At 72.2% G+C, this 17,336-nt stretch carries 14 protein-coding genes; 12 read left to right on the forward strand and 2 right to left on the reverse strand.

The genetic code is table 11. From position 1 onward, the window contains the following. Window positions 1–7 precede the first annotated feature (7 nt). Window positions 8–1,117: an LLM class flavin-dependent oxidoreductase gene (locus tag ACFFRH_RS17995; RefSeq protein ID WP_344744820.1), complete on the forward strand. Its 1,110-nt coding sequence runs from the start codon at window positions 8–10 to the stop codon at window positions 1,115–1,117. A gap of 59 nt (window positions 1,118–1,176) precedes the next feature. Beyond that, a complete protein-coding gene (locus tag ACFFRH_RS18000) occupies window positions 1,177–2,517 on the forward strand; it encodes a saccharopine dehydrogenase family protein (protein ID WP_344744822.1) in 1,341 nt (446 codons plus the stop codon). Between the two features lie 151 nt (window positions 2,518–2,668). Here the strand turns inward: ACFFRH_RS18000 and ACFFRH_RS18005 are convergent, their stop codons facing one another. Together ACFFRH_RS18005 and ACFFRH_RS18010 are read right to left on the reverse strand one after the other, a co-directional pair. Continuing rightward, window positions 2,669–3,370 carry a TetR/AcrR family transcriptional regulator gene (locus ACFFRH_RS18005; protein WP_344744823.1) on the reverse strand — a complete coding sequence of 234 codons (702 nt, stop codon included), beginning with the start codon at window positions 3,368–3,370 and terminating at the stop codon, window positions 2,669–2,671. A 71-nt stretch (window positions 3,371–3,441) separates the two neighbouring features. After that, a complete protein-coding gene (locus ACFFRH_RS18010) occupies window positions 3,442–4,614 on the reverse strand; it encodes a Rieske 2Fe-2S domain-containing protein (RefSeq protein WP_344744824.1) in 1,173 nt (390 codons plus the stop codon). Between the two features lie 191 nt (window positions 4,615–4,805). Between ACFFRH_RS18010 and ACFFRH_RS18015 the strand changes: the two genes are divergently transcribed. The 10 genes from ACFFRH_RS18015 to amrB all read left to right on the forward strand — a co-directional run bounded on the left by ACFFRH_RS18015 (window position 4,806) and on the right by amrB (window position 17,257). Then, window positions 4,806–5,762 (forward strand): PDR/VanB family oxidoreductase, encoded by a 957-nt coding sequence (locus ACFFRH_RS18015; protein WP_344744825.1) that lies wholly within the window; start codon window positions 4,806–4,808, stop codon window positions 5,760–5,762. A 229-nt stretch (window positions 5,763–5,991) separates the two neighbouring features. Next, on the forward strand, window positions 5,992–7,005 hold the full coding sequence (locus ACFFRH_RS18020) for an alpha/beta fold hydrolase (protein WP_386157876.1): 1,014 nt from the start codon (window positions 5,992–5,994) through the stop codon (window positions 7,003–7,005). Next, on the forward strand, window positions 7,006–7,137 hold the full coding sequence (locus ACFFRH_RS18025; RefSeq protein WP_344744828.1) for a hypothetical protein: 132 nt from the start codon (window positions 7,006–7,008) through the stop codon (window positions 7,135–7,137). A gap of 79 nt (window positions 7,138–7,216) precedes the next feature. Next, window positions 7,217–8,737, forward strand: coding sequence for a sugar ABC transporter ATP-binding protein (locus ACFFRH_RS18030; RefSeq protein ID WP_344744829.1), 1,521 nt, complete (start codon window positions 7,217–7,219; stop codon window positions 8,735–8,737). Continuing rightward, the gene (locus tag ACFFRH_RS18035) at window positions 8,734–9,783 is read left to right on the forward strand and encodes an ABC transporter permease (protein ID WP_344744830.1); all 1,050 of its coding nucleotides are present in this window, start codon (window positions 8,734–8,736) and stop codon (window positions 9,781–9,783) included. Before ACFFRH_RS18030 ends, ACFFRH_RS18035 begins: the two co-directional genes overlap by 4 nt. Window positions 9,784–9,898: 115 nt before the next feature. Continuing rightward, complete coding sequence (locus ACFFRH_RS18040) at window positions 9,899–10,873, forward strand: substrate-binding domain-containing protein (protein WP_344744831.1); 975 nt, start codon at window positions 9,899–9,901, stop codon at window positions 10,871–10,873. A gap of 88 nt (window positions 10,874–10,961) precedes the next feature. Next, the gene (locus ACFFRH_RS18045; protein ID WP_344744832.1) at window positions 10,962–11,456 is read left to right on the forward strand and encodes a (2Fe-2S)-binding protein; all 495 of its coding nucleotides are present in this window, start codon (window positions 10,962–10,964) and stop codon (window positions 11,454–11,456) included. Continuing rightward, window positions 11,453–14,881 carry a molybdopterin cofactor-binding domain-containing protein gene (locus tag ACFFRH_RS18050; protein WP_386157882.1) on the forward strand — a complete coding sequence of 1,143 codons (3,429 nt, stop codon included), beginning with the start codon at window positions 11,453–11,455 and terminating at the stop codon, window positions 14,879–14,881. Before ACFFRH_RS18045 ends, ACFFRH_RS18050 begins: the two co-directional genes overlap by 4 nt. A 73-nt stretch (window positions 14,882–14,954) precedes the next feature. After that, window positions 14,955–16,319, forward strand: coding sequence for a M20 family metallopeptidase (locus ACFFRH_RS18055; protein WP_344744834.1), 1,365 nt, complete (start codon window positions 14,955–14,957; stop codon window positions 16,317–16,319). Then, window positions 16,316–17,257, forward strand: a complete 942-nt coding sequence (gene amrB / locus ACFFRH_RS18060) for an AmmeMemoRadiSam system protein B (RefSeq protein ID WP_344744835.1) — start codon at window positions 16,316–16,318, stop codon at window positions 17,255–17,257. The genes ACFFRH_RS18055 and amrB overlap by 4 nt, the downstream gene beginning before the upstream one ends. Window positions 17,258–17,336 lie beyond the last annotated feature (79 nt).

Here is a 17,336-nt window from a genome sequence, read left to right on the forward strand (position 1 = left end):
GCACCCGATGAAGTTCCACTGGTTCCTGCCCACCGCCGGTGACAGCCGGGTCCTCACCGGGGGCGGTCACGGCCTCGCCAGGGGGCACGGCCGCTCCGAGGCGGCGGCGTTCCGCCCGCCGGACATCGAGTATCTGGCGCAGGTCGCCCGCTCGGCCGAGCAGCTCGGCTTCGAGGCCGTCCTCACCCCGACCGGCACCTGGTGCGAGGACGCCTGGCTGGTCACCGCCGCGCTGACCCGCGAGACCGAACGGCTGAAGTTTCTCGTCGCGTTCCGGCCGGGCCTCATGTCCCCGACGCTGGCCGCGCAGATGGCCGCCACCTACCAGCGGCTCTCGCGCGGCAGGCTCCTGCTCAACGTGGTGACCGGCGGGGAGACCGTCGAGCAGGCCAGGTTCGGCGACCACCTGTCCAAGGACGAACGCTACGAGCGCACCGACGAGTTCCTCTCGATCGTGCGCGGCGCCTGGAGCGGCACCCCGTACGACTTCGAGGGCAGGCACTACCGCGTCGACGGCGCGATGGTGTCCGAGACGCCCGACCCCGTCCCGGAGATCTACTTCGGCGGCTCCTCGCAGGCGGCGGGACCGGTCGCGGCCAGGCACGTGGACGTCTACCTCACCTGGGGCGAGCCCCCGGAGCAGGTGGCGAGGAAGATCGAGTGGGTCCGCGAGCTGGCCGAGGAGCAGGGGCGCGAGCTCCGCTTCGGCATCCGGTTGCACGTGATCACCCGCGACACCGAGCGCGACGCCTGGGCGGAGGCGGAGCGGCTGCTGGCCGCCATCGACCCGGCCGACATCGTCTCGGCCAGGAAACTGCTGAGCCACAGCGAGTCGGTCGGCCAGAAGCGCATGCTGGAGCTGCATGAGGGCTTCGCCGGTGGCACCGCCCGCGACCTGGAGATCCACCCGAACCTCTGGGCCGGGGTCGGTCTCGTCAGGGGCGGCGCCGGGACAGCGCTGGTCGGCAGCCACTCCCAGGTCGCCGAGCGGATCGAGGAGTACGCCTCGCTCGGCATCGAGGAGTTCGTCCTGTCCGGCTACCCCCACCTGGAGGAGTCGTACTGGTTCGGCGAGAACGTGCTCCCCCGGCTCGCCGCCACCTCCGTCCCGGGGTGATCACGCGACACCCGGCCGTCCGCCTTGCGCCCGGCCCGGGCAGGGAGGATTCTCGGCGCATGCCTCACGACCGCCCGTACGACATCGTGCTGTTCGGCGCCACCGGGTTCACCGGGGCGCTCACCGCGGACTACCTCGCGCGCCACGCCGGGCCCTCCCTCCGCTGGGCCCTGGCCGGGCGCAACCGCGCCAGGCTCGAAGCGGTCAGGGAGCGGATCGGCCTGCCCGAGCTGCCACTGCTCCACGCCGACGCGACCGATCCCGCCTCCCTGGTCGAGATCGCCCGGCAGGCGAGGGTCGTCGCGACCACCGTGGGTCCCTTCGTCTCCTACGGCGAGCCGCTCGTGGCCGCCTGCGCCGACGCGGGCACCCACTACGCCGACATCACCGGCGAGCCCGAGTTCGTCGACCGCATGTTCATCCGCCACCACGAGCGGGCCAGGCGGACCGGGGCCAAGCTCGTGCACTCGTGCGGTTTCGACTCGATCCCGCACGACCTCGGCGCCTACTTCACCGTCAAGCACCTGCCCCAGGGGGTGCCGCTGGAGGTCAGCGGGTTCGTCCGGGCCTCCGGCGCCCCGTCGGGTGGCACCGTGCACTCCGCCGTGATGGCGATCTCCCGCCTCCGTCAGTCGGCCGAGGCCGCGCGCCTCCGGCGCGAACTCGAAGAGCGCCCCTGGGCGCGTCCCGCGACCGCGACCGGTTCCGCGCCCGGCACAGCGACCGCGGCCGAGACCGGGACCGGCTCCGCGACCGGGACCGGAGCCGAAGCCACGGCGGGCTTCGAGACCGAGAGCGCGGCCGGTCACGCGAGCGGTCTCGCGCCCGCGTCCCCGGCCGGAGACGTGGCGGTCTCCGGGGGCAGGAAGGCGCACGGCGGGCCCGGGTCGCTCCGCTACGTCGGAGGCTGGGCCCTGCCGCTGCCCACGCTCGACCCGCAGGTCGTCGCCCGCTCGGCCCGCGCGCTGGAGTGCTACGGCCCCGACTTCACCTACCGCCACCACTTCGCGGTCAGGCGACTGCCCGTCGCGCTGGGCATCGTCGCCGGGGTGGGCGCACTCGCCCTGCTCGCCCAGATACCCCCGGCGCGGTCCCTGCTGCTGCGCGGCTTCGCCCCCGGCGACGGTCCCGGCGTCGAGCAACGGGCCAGGAGCTGGTTCAAGGTCACCTTCCTCGGCCAGGGAGGTGGGGCGCGCGTCGTCACCGAGGTCGCGGGCGGCGACCCCGGCTACGGCGAGACCGCCAAGATGCTCGGCGAGTCGGCGCTCTGCCTGGCGACCGACGACCTGCCCGACGTGTCGGGCCAGGTCACCACCGCCGTGGCGATGGGCGACGCGCTGATCGACAGGCTCGGGCGTGCGGGCATCACGTTCAGGGTGCTGAGCGACTCACGGAAGTAGGCGCCGGGAGACGGGCGTCCGGAAGCGGACGCCCGTCCGGGATCGGAATCCGCCGGACCCGGCCGCGACCCGCCGGACCGGGACCCGGAGCGAGTGGAACCCGCTGGTCCGGGACCCGCTGGGCCAGGACCCGGCCGGGCGAACCCCGCGATCACGCGGTGGACGACATCTCGGCGACGAGAGAGCGGGCCAGGAGACGCAGGCCGCGGGTGAACTGGTCGTCCGACGGCAGCGTCGTCAGCTCTCCCGACAGTTCGACCATGGTGGGAAAGCGGTCGGCGGGCAGGCCCGCGTAGAAGTGGCGGCGCCGGCGGCGTAGCTCCTCGACGTCCTCTCCGTCCTCCCCGCCCGCGTGCCCCCACACCCTGGGAGCCTGGTAACTGGAGAAGCCGAGCGCATACGTGATCAGCAACCCGTACGCCTGGACGGTGAGCCGCTCGGACAGCCCCGCGGCGCGCAGCAGGGCGAGCACCCCCTCCATCGACCCCGCGAGTGAGGCGTGGCTCGTGTTGACCCGCGTCGACAGCAGGCGCACCACGCACGGATGGGTCCGCATCATGTCGCGGAAGGCCATGCCGCAGGCGACCAGCAGGGTCTCGGGATCGCCCGGATCGACCTGCGGGAGCCGGATGCGGCCGAGGACGTCGTCCGCCATCGCGTCGAGGATCTCGTCCTTGCTGCGGAAGTAGCTGTACAACGTCATGGTGCCGACGCCGAGTTCGGTGGCGAGCCGCCGTATGGTCAGCGTGTCGAGGCTTTCGATGTCACCGATGCGGACCGCGGCGTCGACGATCCGCTGGCGGGTCAGCGCGCGGCCGGTCTCCCGTCCGCGCACACCCCCTCGTGCGATCATTGCCCCTCCGTCGTTCCCTCGGTACGCGGCACACTACCGCGCACGACCTGCCCGATCGAGAGCCGCGGGCATCACCGTTTGTTGTCCAGCGCCTCCGTCGGCTGGACCTTCGGGGAACTCCGCTCGACCAGGCGGCGCCAGGCGGTGATCGACAGGTCCGGCCGGTAGAGCTTCTCGGGGGGCGCGTCCATCACGTCGACCATCCAGGCGTCCTGGGCGGTGAACTGGCCGTGGAACAGCCAGCGGACCGCCGCCAGATACTTGAGCTTGAACGCCTGAGCCTTCAGCCCGGTCTCGAAGCGCGCCATGAGCTGCACGTACCGCACGTGGTCCTCGTCGACGGGCACGTACCACTCGTAGTGGATGAAGTTCGGGTAGGCGACACGCAGGATGCCGGGCAGCCTGATCGAGACGAAGCCCGGCAGGTCCAGCGACGCGATGACCGGGTTGACGTTCTTCGCCTTGCCGGGCGCGTCGGGCAGCGGCATCCGCTTCCACCAGCGCTTGTTGGTCCACAGGCCGAGGCCGGGCATCTCGGCCTCCCAGTGCACCTCCTCCTGCACCCGGACGATCCACTTGTCGCGGTTGACGACCTTGGTCTTGTTCCAGGCGGGCATCACCTTGAACAGCCGCCACAGCGCCGTGTTGTGCAGGTATTTCGCGTGTCCCTCGTCGAAGCCGTTCTCGGCGGCGAAACGCCAGTTGCCCTTGCGTATCTCGGTGCGGCCGCCGAGGACGAAGGTGTTGTCGCGCAGCTCCTCGGGCAGGTCGTCGTCGAGAGGGTGCGGCTCTCCGTCGCCGACGTACACCCAGATGAGGCCGAAGCGCTGCTCGACGGGGTAGGTGCGCACCGAGACGCGTCCGCGGATGGGGGAGTCGGGGCCGTCGGTGAGGACCCCGCAGAGTTTGCCGTCGGTGAGGTCGTAGGTCCAGCCGTGGTACGGGCAGCTGATCGTGCCGGGAAACTGCCGGCGGCCGAGTGACAGCGGAACGCCGCGGTGCGGACAGCGGTCGTGCAGGGCGTGGATCCTGTCGTCCTGCCGGACGAGCGCGATCCGCTCGCCGAGGAGCGTGACGGGGACCGGCTTGCGGCCGACCTGCTCCTCCCAGAGGACCGGGTACCAGTGGTCGCGGAACCCGAGGGAGGCGCTGTCGTAGATCGGCCAGGATGACCAGTCCTGGCCGGGAGGCTGCCGCTCAGGCCGGGCACCGGTGGATTCCGCCGGGTTGCTGCGCGTGGTCAATCTGGCCTCCGGGGTCAGGTGTCGGCTGACGATGTCCTCGCGGGACGGTGGCGACTCTCGTGGACAATGTCTCGTACTTTGTACGATGCGCTGACCATTGTCAATGCCGACTCTCTCTTGACCTCGTGCTTAGCACCGTACATAGTACGAGCACGCCCGAACGCCGCTGGGGACACGATGGGAGACGGTCGATGGACGAGAGCGGGACCGTGATGCACCTGCTGGTGCGGACGATGACCCTGGAGTCGGAGGGAGTGCTCTCGGTGATCCTCGAAGACCCGGGCGGTGGCCCGCTGCCGGACTGGGAGCAGGGCGCCCACCTGGAACTGGAGCTCGGCGGCCTGCCTCGGCACTACTCGCTCTGCGGAACGCCCGGCGACTCCCGGAGGTACCGGATCGCGGTGCTGCGTGATCCGGGCAGCCGTGGCGGGTCCGCCCACGTGCACGAGATGTTGCGCCCCGGCCATCTGGTCACGGCGCGTGGGCCCCGCAACCGCTTCCCGCTGGTGGCCGCGGAACGCTACCTGTTCATCGCCGGGGGGATCGGCATCACCCCCCTGCTCCCCATGATCGCCGCCGTCGAGGCCGCCGGCGTGCCGTGGCGGCTGGCCTACGGCGGGCGGCGGCGCGCGTCGATGGCGTTCCAGGCGGAGCTGGCCGCCTACGGGGACGCCGTCACGCTGCTCCCCGAGGACGAGCTGGGCCGGATGGACCTCGACGCGCTGCTCGGCACGCCGGACGCGGCCACCGCCGTGTACTGCTGTGGACCCGAGGGGCTGCTGGCGGCGGTCGAGGAGGCCTGCGCGGCCTGGCCCGAGGGCAGCCTGCACGTCGAGCGCTTCGCCGCCGCGCCGCGTGCGGAGGTCGACGCCGGCGAGGAGCGGGAGTTCGAGGTGGAGTGCCGCCAGTCGGACGTCCGGGTGACGGTGCCGCGGGACCAGCCCGTCATCGACGCGCTGGAGGCGGCGGGGGTCTGGGTGGCGAGCGCCTGCCGCGAGGGCATCTGCGGCAGCTGTGAGACCAAGGTCATCGAGGGTGAGCCCGACCACCGCGACTCGCTGCTCACCGACCAGGAGCGGGTCACGGGCGCCACGATGATGCCCTGCGTCTCGCGCTCGTTCTCCGACCGTCTCGTGCTCGATCTCTGATCACTCCGTGCCGGGCCTCCGGCACACACGGCAGGTAAACATTGCGTTTCGGACATGGCGGAAAAGAAGAATGTCATTGACCGGAGTGCAAAGTAGTGTACATAGTACGCACACCGCTTACCTGTGTTTCTGTCGGCAGACGCCTGGTTCGGAACCGTACGGTCCCGGCCGGGTGTCCCTCCTCCGGGTCAACGAGCCGGTTCGAGTCCACTCGCTACGGAGTTTCGCCATGTCCGAAGAAGATTCAGCGCCGGCCGCCGAACCGCCGCCCCCCTCGCCCGCCGCCCCCGCGCTGGTGTGGGAACACCGGCGCCACCGGGTTCGCGGGCTCGACCTGCACGTGCGCTCGACCGGGACCGGCACGCCGACGGTGTTCCTGCACGGAGGCGGTCCGGGCTGCTCGTCGTGGACCGACTTCGCCCCGGTCGTGGACGCGCTCGCCCCCGGCCGCAGGCTGGTCCTCGTCGACCTTCCGCAGTACGGCGACTCGGACAAGCCGCCGATCGAGGGACCCCTGTTCGGTTTCCACGCCGCCCACGTACGCGGGCTGCTCGACACCCTCGGCCTGGCGCGCGCCGACTTCGTCTGCCAGTCGCTCGGCGGCGGGGTGGCGCTGCGCCTGGCCGCGGACAGTCCCGGGTCGGTCGGCGGCCTGGTGATCACCGGCAGCCGGCCGACGGCCCGTCCGGCCCCGGAGGCCGGGGACGCGCGAGGCCCTCGGCTCCGCGAGGACTACTACGGCGGTGAGGGCCCGACCCACGCGAAGATGCGCCGCCTCATCGCCCGCTACGAGTGGAACGATCCAGCGGGGATTCCGGAGGAGACGGTGGCCGAGCGCTACCGCAACAGCGTCGATCCCGGCGCGCTCGCCCTCGGCACCGCGACCGAGGCCCGAGGCGCCGCCGAGGACCTGGGCCCCGACCTGGCGCGGGTGACCTCGCCCGTCCTGCTGCTGTGGGGGGAACACGACGCCTTCGCCGGTCTGGGCTACGCGCGGCACCTTCTGGGGCTGCTCGCCGACGCCCGGCTGGAGGTCGTACCCGGGACGGCGCACCACCCGCAGGAGGAGCGCCCCGCCGAGTACGCGGGGAGGGTCGCCGCGTTCCTGGCCTCCCTCCCCGGCCGTGAGCCTCACCGGGGCGCGCACTCCCCGGCCGCGCCGTCCACACCCACCGCGCCGTCCACACCCACCGTGCCATCCGTGCCATCCGCGTCCGCCGCGCCGATCCCTGGAGGTAACTGAATGCGACACCCTGTCCTGATCACCGTGGTCCTGCTCGCCGCGGCACTGGGAGTCCCGCGGGTGCGCCGCGCCCTGAGGGCCGCGCTGATCCGGGCGACCGGTACGGCCCTGCACACGGAGCACGGGCGATGACCTCGTCGATCCCGCCGATCCCGGCGATCCGGTCGATCCCGGCGGTTTCGCCGTACCCCACGGGCCCGGGGGGTGGGCGATGACCTCGTCATCCGCCGTCCCCGCGGTGCGCACGGCCGGGATCACCAAGAGGTTCGGCGCGTTCACCGCGCTGAGCGAGGTCGATCTCGACCTGGCCCCCGGCGAGGTCCACGGCCTGATCGGTTCCAACGGGGCGGGCAAGTCAACCCTGATCAAGGTGTTGTGCGGCGCGATCACGCCCGACGAGGGAACGCTGACCGTCGCGGGCGACCCCGTCTCCTTCACCCTGCCCGCCCAGGCCGAGCGGGCGGGGATCACCGTCATCCACCAGGAGACGCAGCTCTTCCCCGATCTGTCGGTGGCCGACAACGTCGTGGTCTCCCGCCCCAACCTGAGGGGACCGGCGGGGCTGGGCCTGCGGGACCGGCGCGCCGACCGCGCCGAGGCGGCGCGCCTGCTGGAGTCCCTCGGCCTCACGATCGATCCGGGCCGCCTCGCCGGTACCCTCGACCTGGCCGAGAAGAAGCTCCTGCAGGTGGCCCGCGCGCTGCGCTCGAAGCCCAGGCTGCTGATCCTGGACGAGCCCACCGCGGCCCTGGAGGCCCGGCAGGCCCGAAGGATCACCACGCTGATCCGTGGCCTGGCCGCCGACGGCCTCGCCATCCTGTTCGTCAGTCACAACCTGGACGAGGTCCTCGAAAGCTGCGACCGGATCACCGCCCTGCGTGACGGCCGGACAGTCGCCCGGCTCGCCGGTGACCAGGCCACCCCGCACCTGCTCGCCGAGCTGGTCGCGGGGCAGCAACTCGCCAACGCCCCCGACCGCACCCCCCACGAGGCGGGCGACCTCCTGGTCGAGGCCGAGCTGGGCGGCGCGGACATCGCCCCGACCGCGATCACGCTGCGCCACCGCGAGGTCGTGACGCTGACCGGTCTGCTCGGCTCCGGTGCCGGGCGGTACGCGCGGATGCTCTCCGGCGCGACACGGCCGGACAGCGGCGGTGTCCGGATCGCCGGCAGGCTCCTGCGTCCGCACAACCGCAGGCAGGCGGTGGCCGCCGCGGTCGGCTTCGTGCCCGAGGAGCGCAAACGGGACGGCATCCAGCCGATGCTGAGCGTGGAGCGCAACATCGCGCTCGGAGACATCCGCAGGTTCAGCCGGTTCGGGATGCTCGACCGGCGGAAGATCCGCCGCACGGCCGAGCGGCTCATCGACGACCTGGACGTCCGTCCGGCCGACCCGGCCTTCCAGGCGGGCCTGATGTCGGGCGGCAACCAGCAGAAGGTCCTCATCGCCCGCTGGCTGGCGGCGGGGGCGCGGGTGCTCATCGTCGAGGAGCCGACCCACGGCATCGACATCGGCGCCAAGCAGAACGTGATGCACCAGCTCCGCCGCTTCGCGGACGAACGCGGCTGTGTGGTCGTCGTGGCCCTGGAGGGCGACGAGTTTCGTTCCATCACCGATCGGTTCGTGGCGTTCCGGCGAGGCCGGCTGGTCGCGGAACTGGCAGGAAACGTCCCTCACGCCGACCTGATGGCGGCGTGCCTGGGCACAACCTCGGAAGGTCGTGAATCGTGACCGGGAACCCGGTATCCGCCACGCGGGCCGCGCGACGCGGCCGTCCCCGGCCGGCGCTGGAGGACGCGTTCATCCCGGTGCTGCTCGTCGCTCTCGTCGTCGTGCTGACGATGTCCACCGACTCCTTTCTCAGCAGGGGCAACATCCTCAACGTCCTGACCTCGATGGCGATCCTCGCGATCGTCTCGTTCGGCCAGACGTTCGTGATCGCCGGAGGCGGTTTCGACCTGTCCATCGGCGGTCAGGTGGCGCTGCACGGAGTGGTGGCCGCGCTGGTGATGGCCGCGACCCAGAACATCCTGCTGGGGCTGCTCGCCGCGGCCGTCACCGGTGTGCTGTTCGGCCTGCTCAACGGTCTCCTGGTGATCTGGCTCAAGGTCCATCCGTTCATGATCACGCTGGGCACCTCGGTGGTGGCCACCGGCGTGACGCTGATCGCCTCGAACTCGGAGTCCGTCGGCGGTCTGCCCCCCTCGATCGCGGGATTCGGCGTCGGCCGTCCGCTGGGTGTCCCCTGGATCGTCTGGCTGATGGTGGCCTGCTTCGCGATCTCCCTCTTCCTGCTCAGCGTTAGCCCCTTCGGCCTGCGGGTGCTGTCGACCGGTGGCAACCGTGAGGCGGCCAGGCTGGCCGGGCTGCGGGTCGACCGCACCACCGTGACGACCTTCGTCATCGCCGGGGTGTTCGCGGCCGTCGCCGGTGCGGCCATCACCGCCCGCCTGCAGTCGGCCCAGCCGACCGTCGGCGGTGAGCTGGAGCTCTTCTCGGTCGCCGCCGTGGTGCTGGGGGGCAGCGCCCTCCACGGTGGCAAGGCCTCGATGTGGCGCACGCTGCTCGGCGTGCTCGTCATCTCGGTCATCCAGAACGGGCTCAACCTGCTCGGGGTCGGCGACGCCTGGCAGGCGGTCGCCGTCGGGCTCGTCTTCATCCTCGCCATGTCGGCGGAGCTGCTGCGCCGCCTCTCACCGGTCAGGAGGTCACGCCCGGTCGAGCCGCCCTCCGCGGGAAAGCCCGACGCGGCGAAGGGCACCCCCGCCGCCGTCTGATCCTTCGTCCGCCCTCTGCCCAGACGTCCCGCCCTCCTCACCCCCGTACCGCGCCGTCCGGTCCTCGCAGCTCTTCGAAGACCTCGCCGGCAGACCGAACCCCCTGGAGGGGATCATGAAATTCCGGAAGACACCCGTTGTGGCCCTCGCGCTCTGCGCCGGCCTCGCCACCGCCTGTTCCTCCTCCGCGGCCGACCCCGCCGCCGAGGGGGCGGCCAAGGCCGGCACCAGGACCATCGGTGTCAGCTTCGCCGCCCCCCGCATCGCCCTGTACGCCGGCATCCAGAAGGGCATCGAGGCCGAGGCCGGGAAGCTCGGCGTCAAGGTGATCTTCACCGACGCGAACGGCGACCCGCTCAAGCAGGCGAACGACATCAGCGACCTGATCGCCAAGGGCGTCGACGGCATCCTCGTCTCGGCGATCGACGCCAAGGCGGTCGTGACGCCCCTCGCCGACGCCAAGGCCGCGAGCATCCCGGTGATGACCGTCGCCCGCGACGTCGCGGACCCCTCCAGCCGGGCGGCCTTCATCGGCAACGACTGGGGCAAGTCCGGCACCGAGATCGCCGAATGGACGTGCAAGAACGTCGGCAAGGGCAAGATCATCATGATCAAGGGCCCCTCGTCCGCGCCGTACGTGCAGGAGATGACCAAGGCGTACAAGGAGGTCGTCGGATCGGCCGGCTGCCCGGACATGAGCGTCGCGCACGAGGTCAACCTGAACGAGATGACCACGGAGAAGGGGCTGGAGGCGACGAAGGCCTCCCTGTCGGCCGTGCCCGACGCCGCCGTCGTGTACGCCAACCTCGACGACTTCGTCGGCGGCGTGATCCAGGCCGTCAACGAGGCGGGACTGACCGGCAAGGTCACCGTGACCGGCTTCGACGGCATCCCGTCCACGCTGGAGATGGTCCGCAAGGGGCAGCTCGGCTTCGAGATCGGCCTGCAGCCGCAGAAGTGGGGGGCCAAATCCCTGCAGAGCATGGTCGACAAGCTCGACGGCAAGGAGGTCCCCGACAAGGTGACCATCGAGACCCTTCCGTTCGACAAGACCAACGCCGACCAGCTCACCGAGGCCGACCTGCAGTAGCGGCGGCCCTCGGCGGCACGGCCTCCTCACCTCACGAAGGCCCCACGAAGACCCACGAAGACCCACGAAAGGCGCGAAAGGAGTTTCGATGGACACCTTCACGGTCAACGGCACGACCCGGGCGGTGCGTACGGCGCCGGGGACGACTCTGGCCTCGCTTCTCCGCGACCAGCTCGGGCTGACCTCGGTCAAGCTCGCCTGTGAGCGGGGCGAGTGCGGCACGTGCACGGTGCTGGTGGGTGGCCGGCCGCGCCTGTCGTGCGTCACCCTGGCCGCTCTCGTGGACGAGGAGGTGACCACCGCCGAGGGGCTCGCGGAGGAGAGCGCCGACCTGCGCGCGGCCTTCGCCGACCGGGGCGCCTTCCAGTGCGGCTTCTGCACCCCCGGCCACGTCGTGCACGCCACGGCCCTGCTCCGGGGCGGCCTGCCCGCCGCGCCGGAGCGGGCGGCGCGACACGTCCGCCGGGAGCTGTCGGGCAACATCTGCCGCTGCACCGGCTACACCGCGATCGTCGAGGCCGTGTGCGAGACGGCCCGGCGCCGCGCCGCCACGGAGGGCGTCCCGGGAGAGGAACTGACATGAGCGGACCTCACGGTCCGGCGGGTCCCGGAGACACCCAGATCGGCCGCCGCGCCCGGCCGCTGGACTGGGAGGAGCGGACGCTCGGCGGGACCCGCTACACCGCCGACCTGACGGAACCCGCGCACCTGCACGCCGCGGTCCTGCGCTCGCCCGTGCCGTACGCGCGGGTCACGGGGCTCGACGTCACCGGCGCGCTCCGGATGCCCGGCGTGCGAGCCGTCGTCACCGCCGCCGACTTCGCCCCGGGCATCACCTACATCCACCGCGGCGGCCACATGTCCGACCGGCCTCCGCTGGCGGACGGGGTGGTCAGGTTCACCGGGCAGGAGATCGCCGCGGTGGCCGCGGACACCCCCGGCCAGGCGCGCCGGGCGGTCGCGGCGATCCGCCTCCGGCTGCGGCCGCTGCGCGCGCCGCTGACCGTGGCCGAGGCGCTGCGGCCGGGTGCCCGCGCGCTGCACGAGCGGCCGGTCGAGCCGAACGTGGCCACGCGGTGGAACAGCGCGTGGGGTGATCCGGCGGCGGGGATCGCCGCGGCGACGGTCATGACCGAGGGGGACTTCGTCTACCCGAGCGTCGTGCACGCCTGCATGGAACCCAACACCACGCTCGCCCGGTGGGACCCCGAGCGCGAGATCATGGAACTGTGGACCTCCACCCACTCGCCGTACTTCGTCGTCAAGGAGGTCGCCCACCTGCTCGGCCTGGAGCGCGAGCAGGTGATCTGCCGCGAGGTGGCCACCGGTGGCAGCTTCGGTTCCAAGTCCAAGGCCTCCGAACACGAGGTGCTGGCCGCCGCCCTGGCCCGTAAGAGCGGGCGGCCCGTGCTGCTGGCGCTGACCCGCGAGGAGGAGTTCGCGGCCAACAAGCCGAGACACCGCTTCGAGACGCGGCTGCGCACCTACGCCGACGCCGACGGGAGGCTACGCGCCTTCGAGACCGAGGTCAACGTCGACAACGGCGCGTACTCGCACATGGGCTCCTCGGTGATGCGCGTCGGGGTGATCACGCTCGGCTCGGTCTACCGGGTGGACGGTGTCCGCTTCGACGCGCGGCTGGTGGACACCGCGACGCAGCCCGGCGGCCAGTACCGGGGGTACGGCACGCCGCAGGTGGCCCTGGCGATGGAGAGCCAGATCGACGAGATCGCCGAGAAACTCGGCATGGACCCCATCGACATCCGCGTGCTCAACGCGGTCGAGCCGTACACCGAGACGCTGTGCGGATACCGCCTCACCACCAGCGCGCTGAGGGAGTGCCTGGAGGCGGTCCGCTCCGAACTCGACTGGGACGCCAAACGCGCCCGCCGGACACCGGGGCGCGGGCTCGGCGTCTCGTGCGCCGCGCACGGCTCGGGCGCCTACGCCTACGAGTTCGCCAACCTGAGCGAGGCCGCCGTCGACGTCTTCGAGAACGGGCGCGCCCGGGTGCGGTTCGGCGGGTCGGACGCCGGAACCGGCCAGAACACGATCCTGGCGCAGATCGCCGCGCAGGAGCTCGGCCTGCCGCTGGATCGGGTGGACGTGCTGTCCATGGACGGCGAGCTGACCCCGCTCGACCTCGGCGCGTGGTCCTCGCGCGCCACCCACATGTCCGGCATGGCGACCGGTGAGGCCGCCGCGGCCGTCGCCGAACGGCTGCGTGAGCTGGCCGCGGACAAGCTGGGATGCGCCCCGGACGAGGTGGGGCTACGCGACGGCTCCGCGCACGCGGGCGGCGAGGAGGTCACGATCGCCGACCTCGTGCGGCTCGACGGTGACGTCCTGACCCGTCAGAGCCACTACAGGGTGGACGGCACGGAGATGATCGCCCCCGGTGAGGACCGGGCGAACCTGTCTCCCACCTACTCCTTCGCCGCGCACGGCGCCGAGGTCGAGGTCGACCGGCGGACGGGAAAGGTGACCGTCGTCGACTACGTCGCCGCCCACGACGTAGGGCGGGCCATCAACCCGACCATGGTCGAAGGCCAGATCATCGGCGGCGCGGTGCACGGCATCGGCGGCGCGCTGGGCGAGGAGGTCGTCCGGACGGACGGCAGGGTGGCCAACCCCGCTTTCGTCAACTACGCGCTGCCCCGGGCGGCGGACGTGCCGCCGATCAGGCCCGTCATCGTCGAGGGCCACGACGACGCGGGCCCCTACGGCGCCAAGAGCGTCGGTGAGATCCCGATCATCCCGCCCGGCGCGGCCATCGCCAACGCGGTCTACGACGCGGTCGGCGTCCGTGTCAGGGAACTGCCGATCACCCCGGACAAGATCCTGACGGCACTCGCCGCCAAGGAGGGCCGCCGGCGTGACCACCGGCTGTGGCGGCGGCCGGGCCGCTGGTGGATCGCGTTGCTGCGGGCGCTGTACCCCAGGGGCGTCCATGCCCTGCTGGACCGCTGGGGCACCAGGTTCGGGCGCCACGGCAGGTTCGGCGACAAGGTGGGCCCGGCCCCGGAGATCGGCGAGGTGCGCAGGCCCGAGTCGGTGGCCGACGCGTGCGCCGCGCTGAGCGAGGGCGCCCTCGCGTACGGAGGCGGCAGCGACGTGCTGCCGAGCCGCCGCCAGCGGCTCATCGCCCCCGCGGTTCTGGTGTCGACGGCGAGGATCCCCGCCATGCGCGGCATCACCGGCACCGGCACCGGGACCGGCATTGTCATCGGCGGTGCCGTCACCCTCGCCGAGGTGGCCGAGGAGCTGGGGGAGCGGCTGCCCGCGCTGAGAGAGGCGATCGAGACCATCGCCTCTCCCCAGCTCCGCGCCGCGGCGACCGTCGCGGGAAACCTGCTGCAGGCCAAGCGCTGCTGGTTCTTCCGCAACGACTTCCCCTGCTACAAGCGCAACGGCGCGAGCAGCCCGTGCTACGCGATCCTCGGTGACCACCGCTTCCAGCACGCCGCCGTGGACGGGCACCGCTGCCAGGCGGTCACCCCCTCCGACCTGGCGACGGTGCTGATCGCGCTGGACGCCGTGGCCGAGATCGCCGACGGCAGGGGCACCCGGGCCGTGCCGCTGGCGAAGCTGTACACCGGACCGGGGGAGACGAGCCTGAAGGAGGGCGAGCTCCTGGTCTCGGTCACCGTCCCGGAGGAGGCCGGGCGCGCGTGCGTGTTCGAGAAGCTCGCCCTGTGGGAGGGGGACTTCGCGGTCGCCTCGGTCGCGATCTCCACCAGGGCCGTGCCGGGGGAGCCGATCACCCGCTGGCAGGACACCCGTGTGGTGCTCGGCGCGCTCGCCCCCACCCCGTGGCGTCCGCGCGACGTCGAGCGCGCGCTGGACGGCACGGAGACGGGAGCCGATGCCGCGGCGCGCCTGCGCGAGATCGTGGACGACCGGCTCACCCGCCACGCGCACCCGCTCCCCGGCAACGGCTGGAAGCTCGACGCCGTGGCCGGCCTCGCCGAGAAGGCGGCCGAGCGGCTGCTCTCCCCCTCCCGATGACGACCGGTTCGGACGTCGCGGCACCTCCCGCCCGAGAGAGGGGAAGGCCGTTGACCTCACCCAAGGAGATTCGATGACCGTGAGTGACCCGCGCGGCGGGCCCCCGCCCGACACCGCGCTCGACGAGCGGCGGCTGGAGTGGGTGAGGGCCGCCGAGGCCGCCCTCGACACCGACAGGCTCGCCGAGATCGTCATGGGCATGACCGACATCGCCAGCCCGACCGGCGAGGAGGCCGAGCTGGCCCGGTGGCTCACCACGACCATGGCGGGCTCCGGCCTGGAGGCCGCCTACCAGCCCGTCGACGACACGCAGGGAAACGCCGTGGGACGGCTGCGTGGTGACGGCAGCGGACCGGACCTGCTGCTCTACGCCCCCATCGACACGCTGACCGTGGGCGAGGAGTCCGAGGACGTCCCGTGGGTGGGCGACACCCTCCGCCACGACCTGCGCCCCGAGGCCGTGCGGCGGGGCCCGTACGTCATCGGCCTCGGCGCCAGCAACCCCAAGGGGCACGGCGCCTGCCTCGTCGCCGCCGCCGAGGCGCTGAAACGGGCGGGCGTGCCGCTGCGCGGCGACGTGATCGTCGGACTCGGAGCGGGGGGCATGCCCACCAACAGGCGCACCGCCCCCCACGTCCGCCGATACAACGCGGGTCAGGGCAACGGCTGCTCCTTCATGCTCGAACAGGGCGTCTGGGCCGACTTCGCGCTGCTGGCCAAGCCCGGCTGGGCCGTGGCCTGGGAGGAGGTCGGCCTGTGCTGGTTCGAGGTGCGGGTGCGCGGCAGCTACGCCTACGTCGGCAGCCGCCACCGCATCGACTACCGCAACGCGATCCTCGGGGCCGGCGTCGTCGCCGCCGAGCTGGAGTCGTGGTTCGCCGAGTACACGGCCCGCCACACGCATGACACGGTCGCGCCGCAGGGCAACATCGGCGCCATCGAGGGCGGCTGGATGCGGATGCCGGCCGTGGCGCCCGCCCTGTGCCGGTTCATGGTCGACCTCCGTACCAGCCCTCGCAGCACGCCCGCGAGCGTCAGGCGTGAGTTCGGCGCGGCCGTGGAACGGATCAGGGCCGCCTTTCCCGAGCTGGAGGTGGAGTGGGACATGGTCCTGTCCATCCCCGGGACCGCGACCCCCGCCGACGACTGGATCGTCCGCTCGGCGGTGGAGGCGTGGGAGGCGGAGGAGGGCCGGCCGCACGAGCCGATCCTGGCCAACAGCGGGGCCACCGACGCCAACATCCTGCGCGGCCGGGGACTGCCGACCGCGCGCATCGGCATGACCAGGGTCGGGCCCGAGGGGCCGCTGCCGGTGGACTTCCCCTCGGGAATGAACGTGGCCGACCTGCGCGAGATGCGCAGGCTGACCCGCCACGTGCTCCGCACCGTCGTCAACACCTGCACGCGCACCCGAGAAGAAGTGGGCATCAACGCATGAGTCGCATCGTCCTGGGCGTCGGAGCCTCACACAGCACGCTCATGAACACCAACTGGGACGAGGTCGCCCACCGCGACGACGCCCGGCGCTTCCGGGCCGGCCTGGGCGAGGCACGCGAGCTCGTCGAGGCGGCCAGGCCCGACGCCGTGGTGGTCATCGGGTCGAACCACTTCCGGGGGTTCTTCCTCGACCTGATGCCGGCCTTCACCGTGGGGGTCGCCGAGTGCGTCGGCAGCGGCGAGTCGGGCACCCCCGGCGGCCCGCTCCCCGTCGACACCGACCTCGCCAGGAAGCTGATGTGGTCGCTGTCGGACGCGGACTTCGACGCCGCGTTCTCGCTGCGCCTTCAGGTCGACCACGGCATCACCCACGCCCTGCAGTACCTGCTGCCCGACCTCGACGTGCCCATGGTGCCGGTCGTCATGAACATGTTCGCCCCGCCGCTGCCCTCACTCGCGCGCTGCGACGCCTTCGGCACCGTGCTGCGCCGGGCCATCGAGTCCGACGGACAGGACAAGCGGGTCCTGGTGGTCGCCTCCGGCGGGCTCTCGCACCGCCTGCCGTGGCCCAAGTGGTTCTCGGCGATGTCGGACGACGACCGCTTCCTCGTCGAGGCGTGGCTGAACGGCCGCGACTCCTGGAAGGACTACGAGGTGCGGCGCAGGCAGATCATCAGGGCCGCCGAGGCGGACATCAACCCCGAGTTCGACCGCCGGTTCCTCGAGCTGCTCCTGGAGGGCGACCTGTCGGAGATCGTCGCCAAGAGCTCCGCGGAGATCGAGGAGGAGGCGGGGAACGGGGCGCAGGAGATCCGCAGCTGGGTGGCGATGTCCAGGGCCCTCGGGGCCGCCAAGGGGAGAGTCCTCGCCTACGAGCCGATCGACACCTGGATCACCGGCATGGCGGTAGCGGTGCTCGAACCGCTCCCCGGAACCTGACCTCCTTCCCGTCCCGGCCCTTTTTGTCCCGGCCCGGACGACGGCCGGACACGTCGTACCGGCCCACCAGAACCGTGTC

This window comes from Streptosporangium vulgare (genome assembly GCF_042428775.1).
Taxonomy (GTDB): domain Bacteria; phylum Actinomycetota; class Actinomycetes; order Streptosporangiales; family Streptosporangiaceae; genus Streptosporangium; species Streptosporangium vulgare.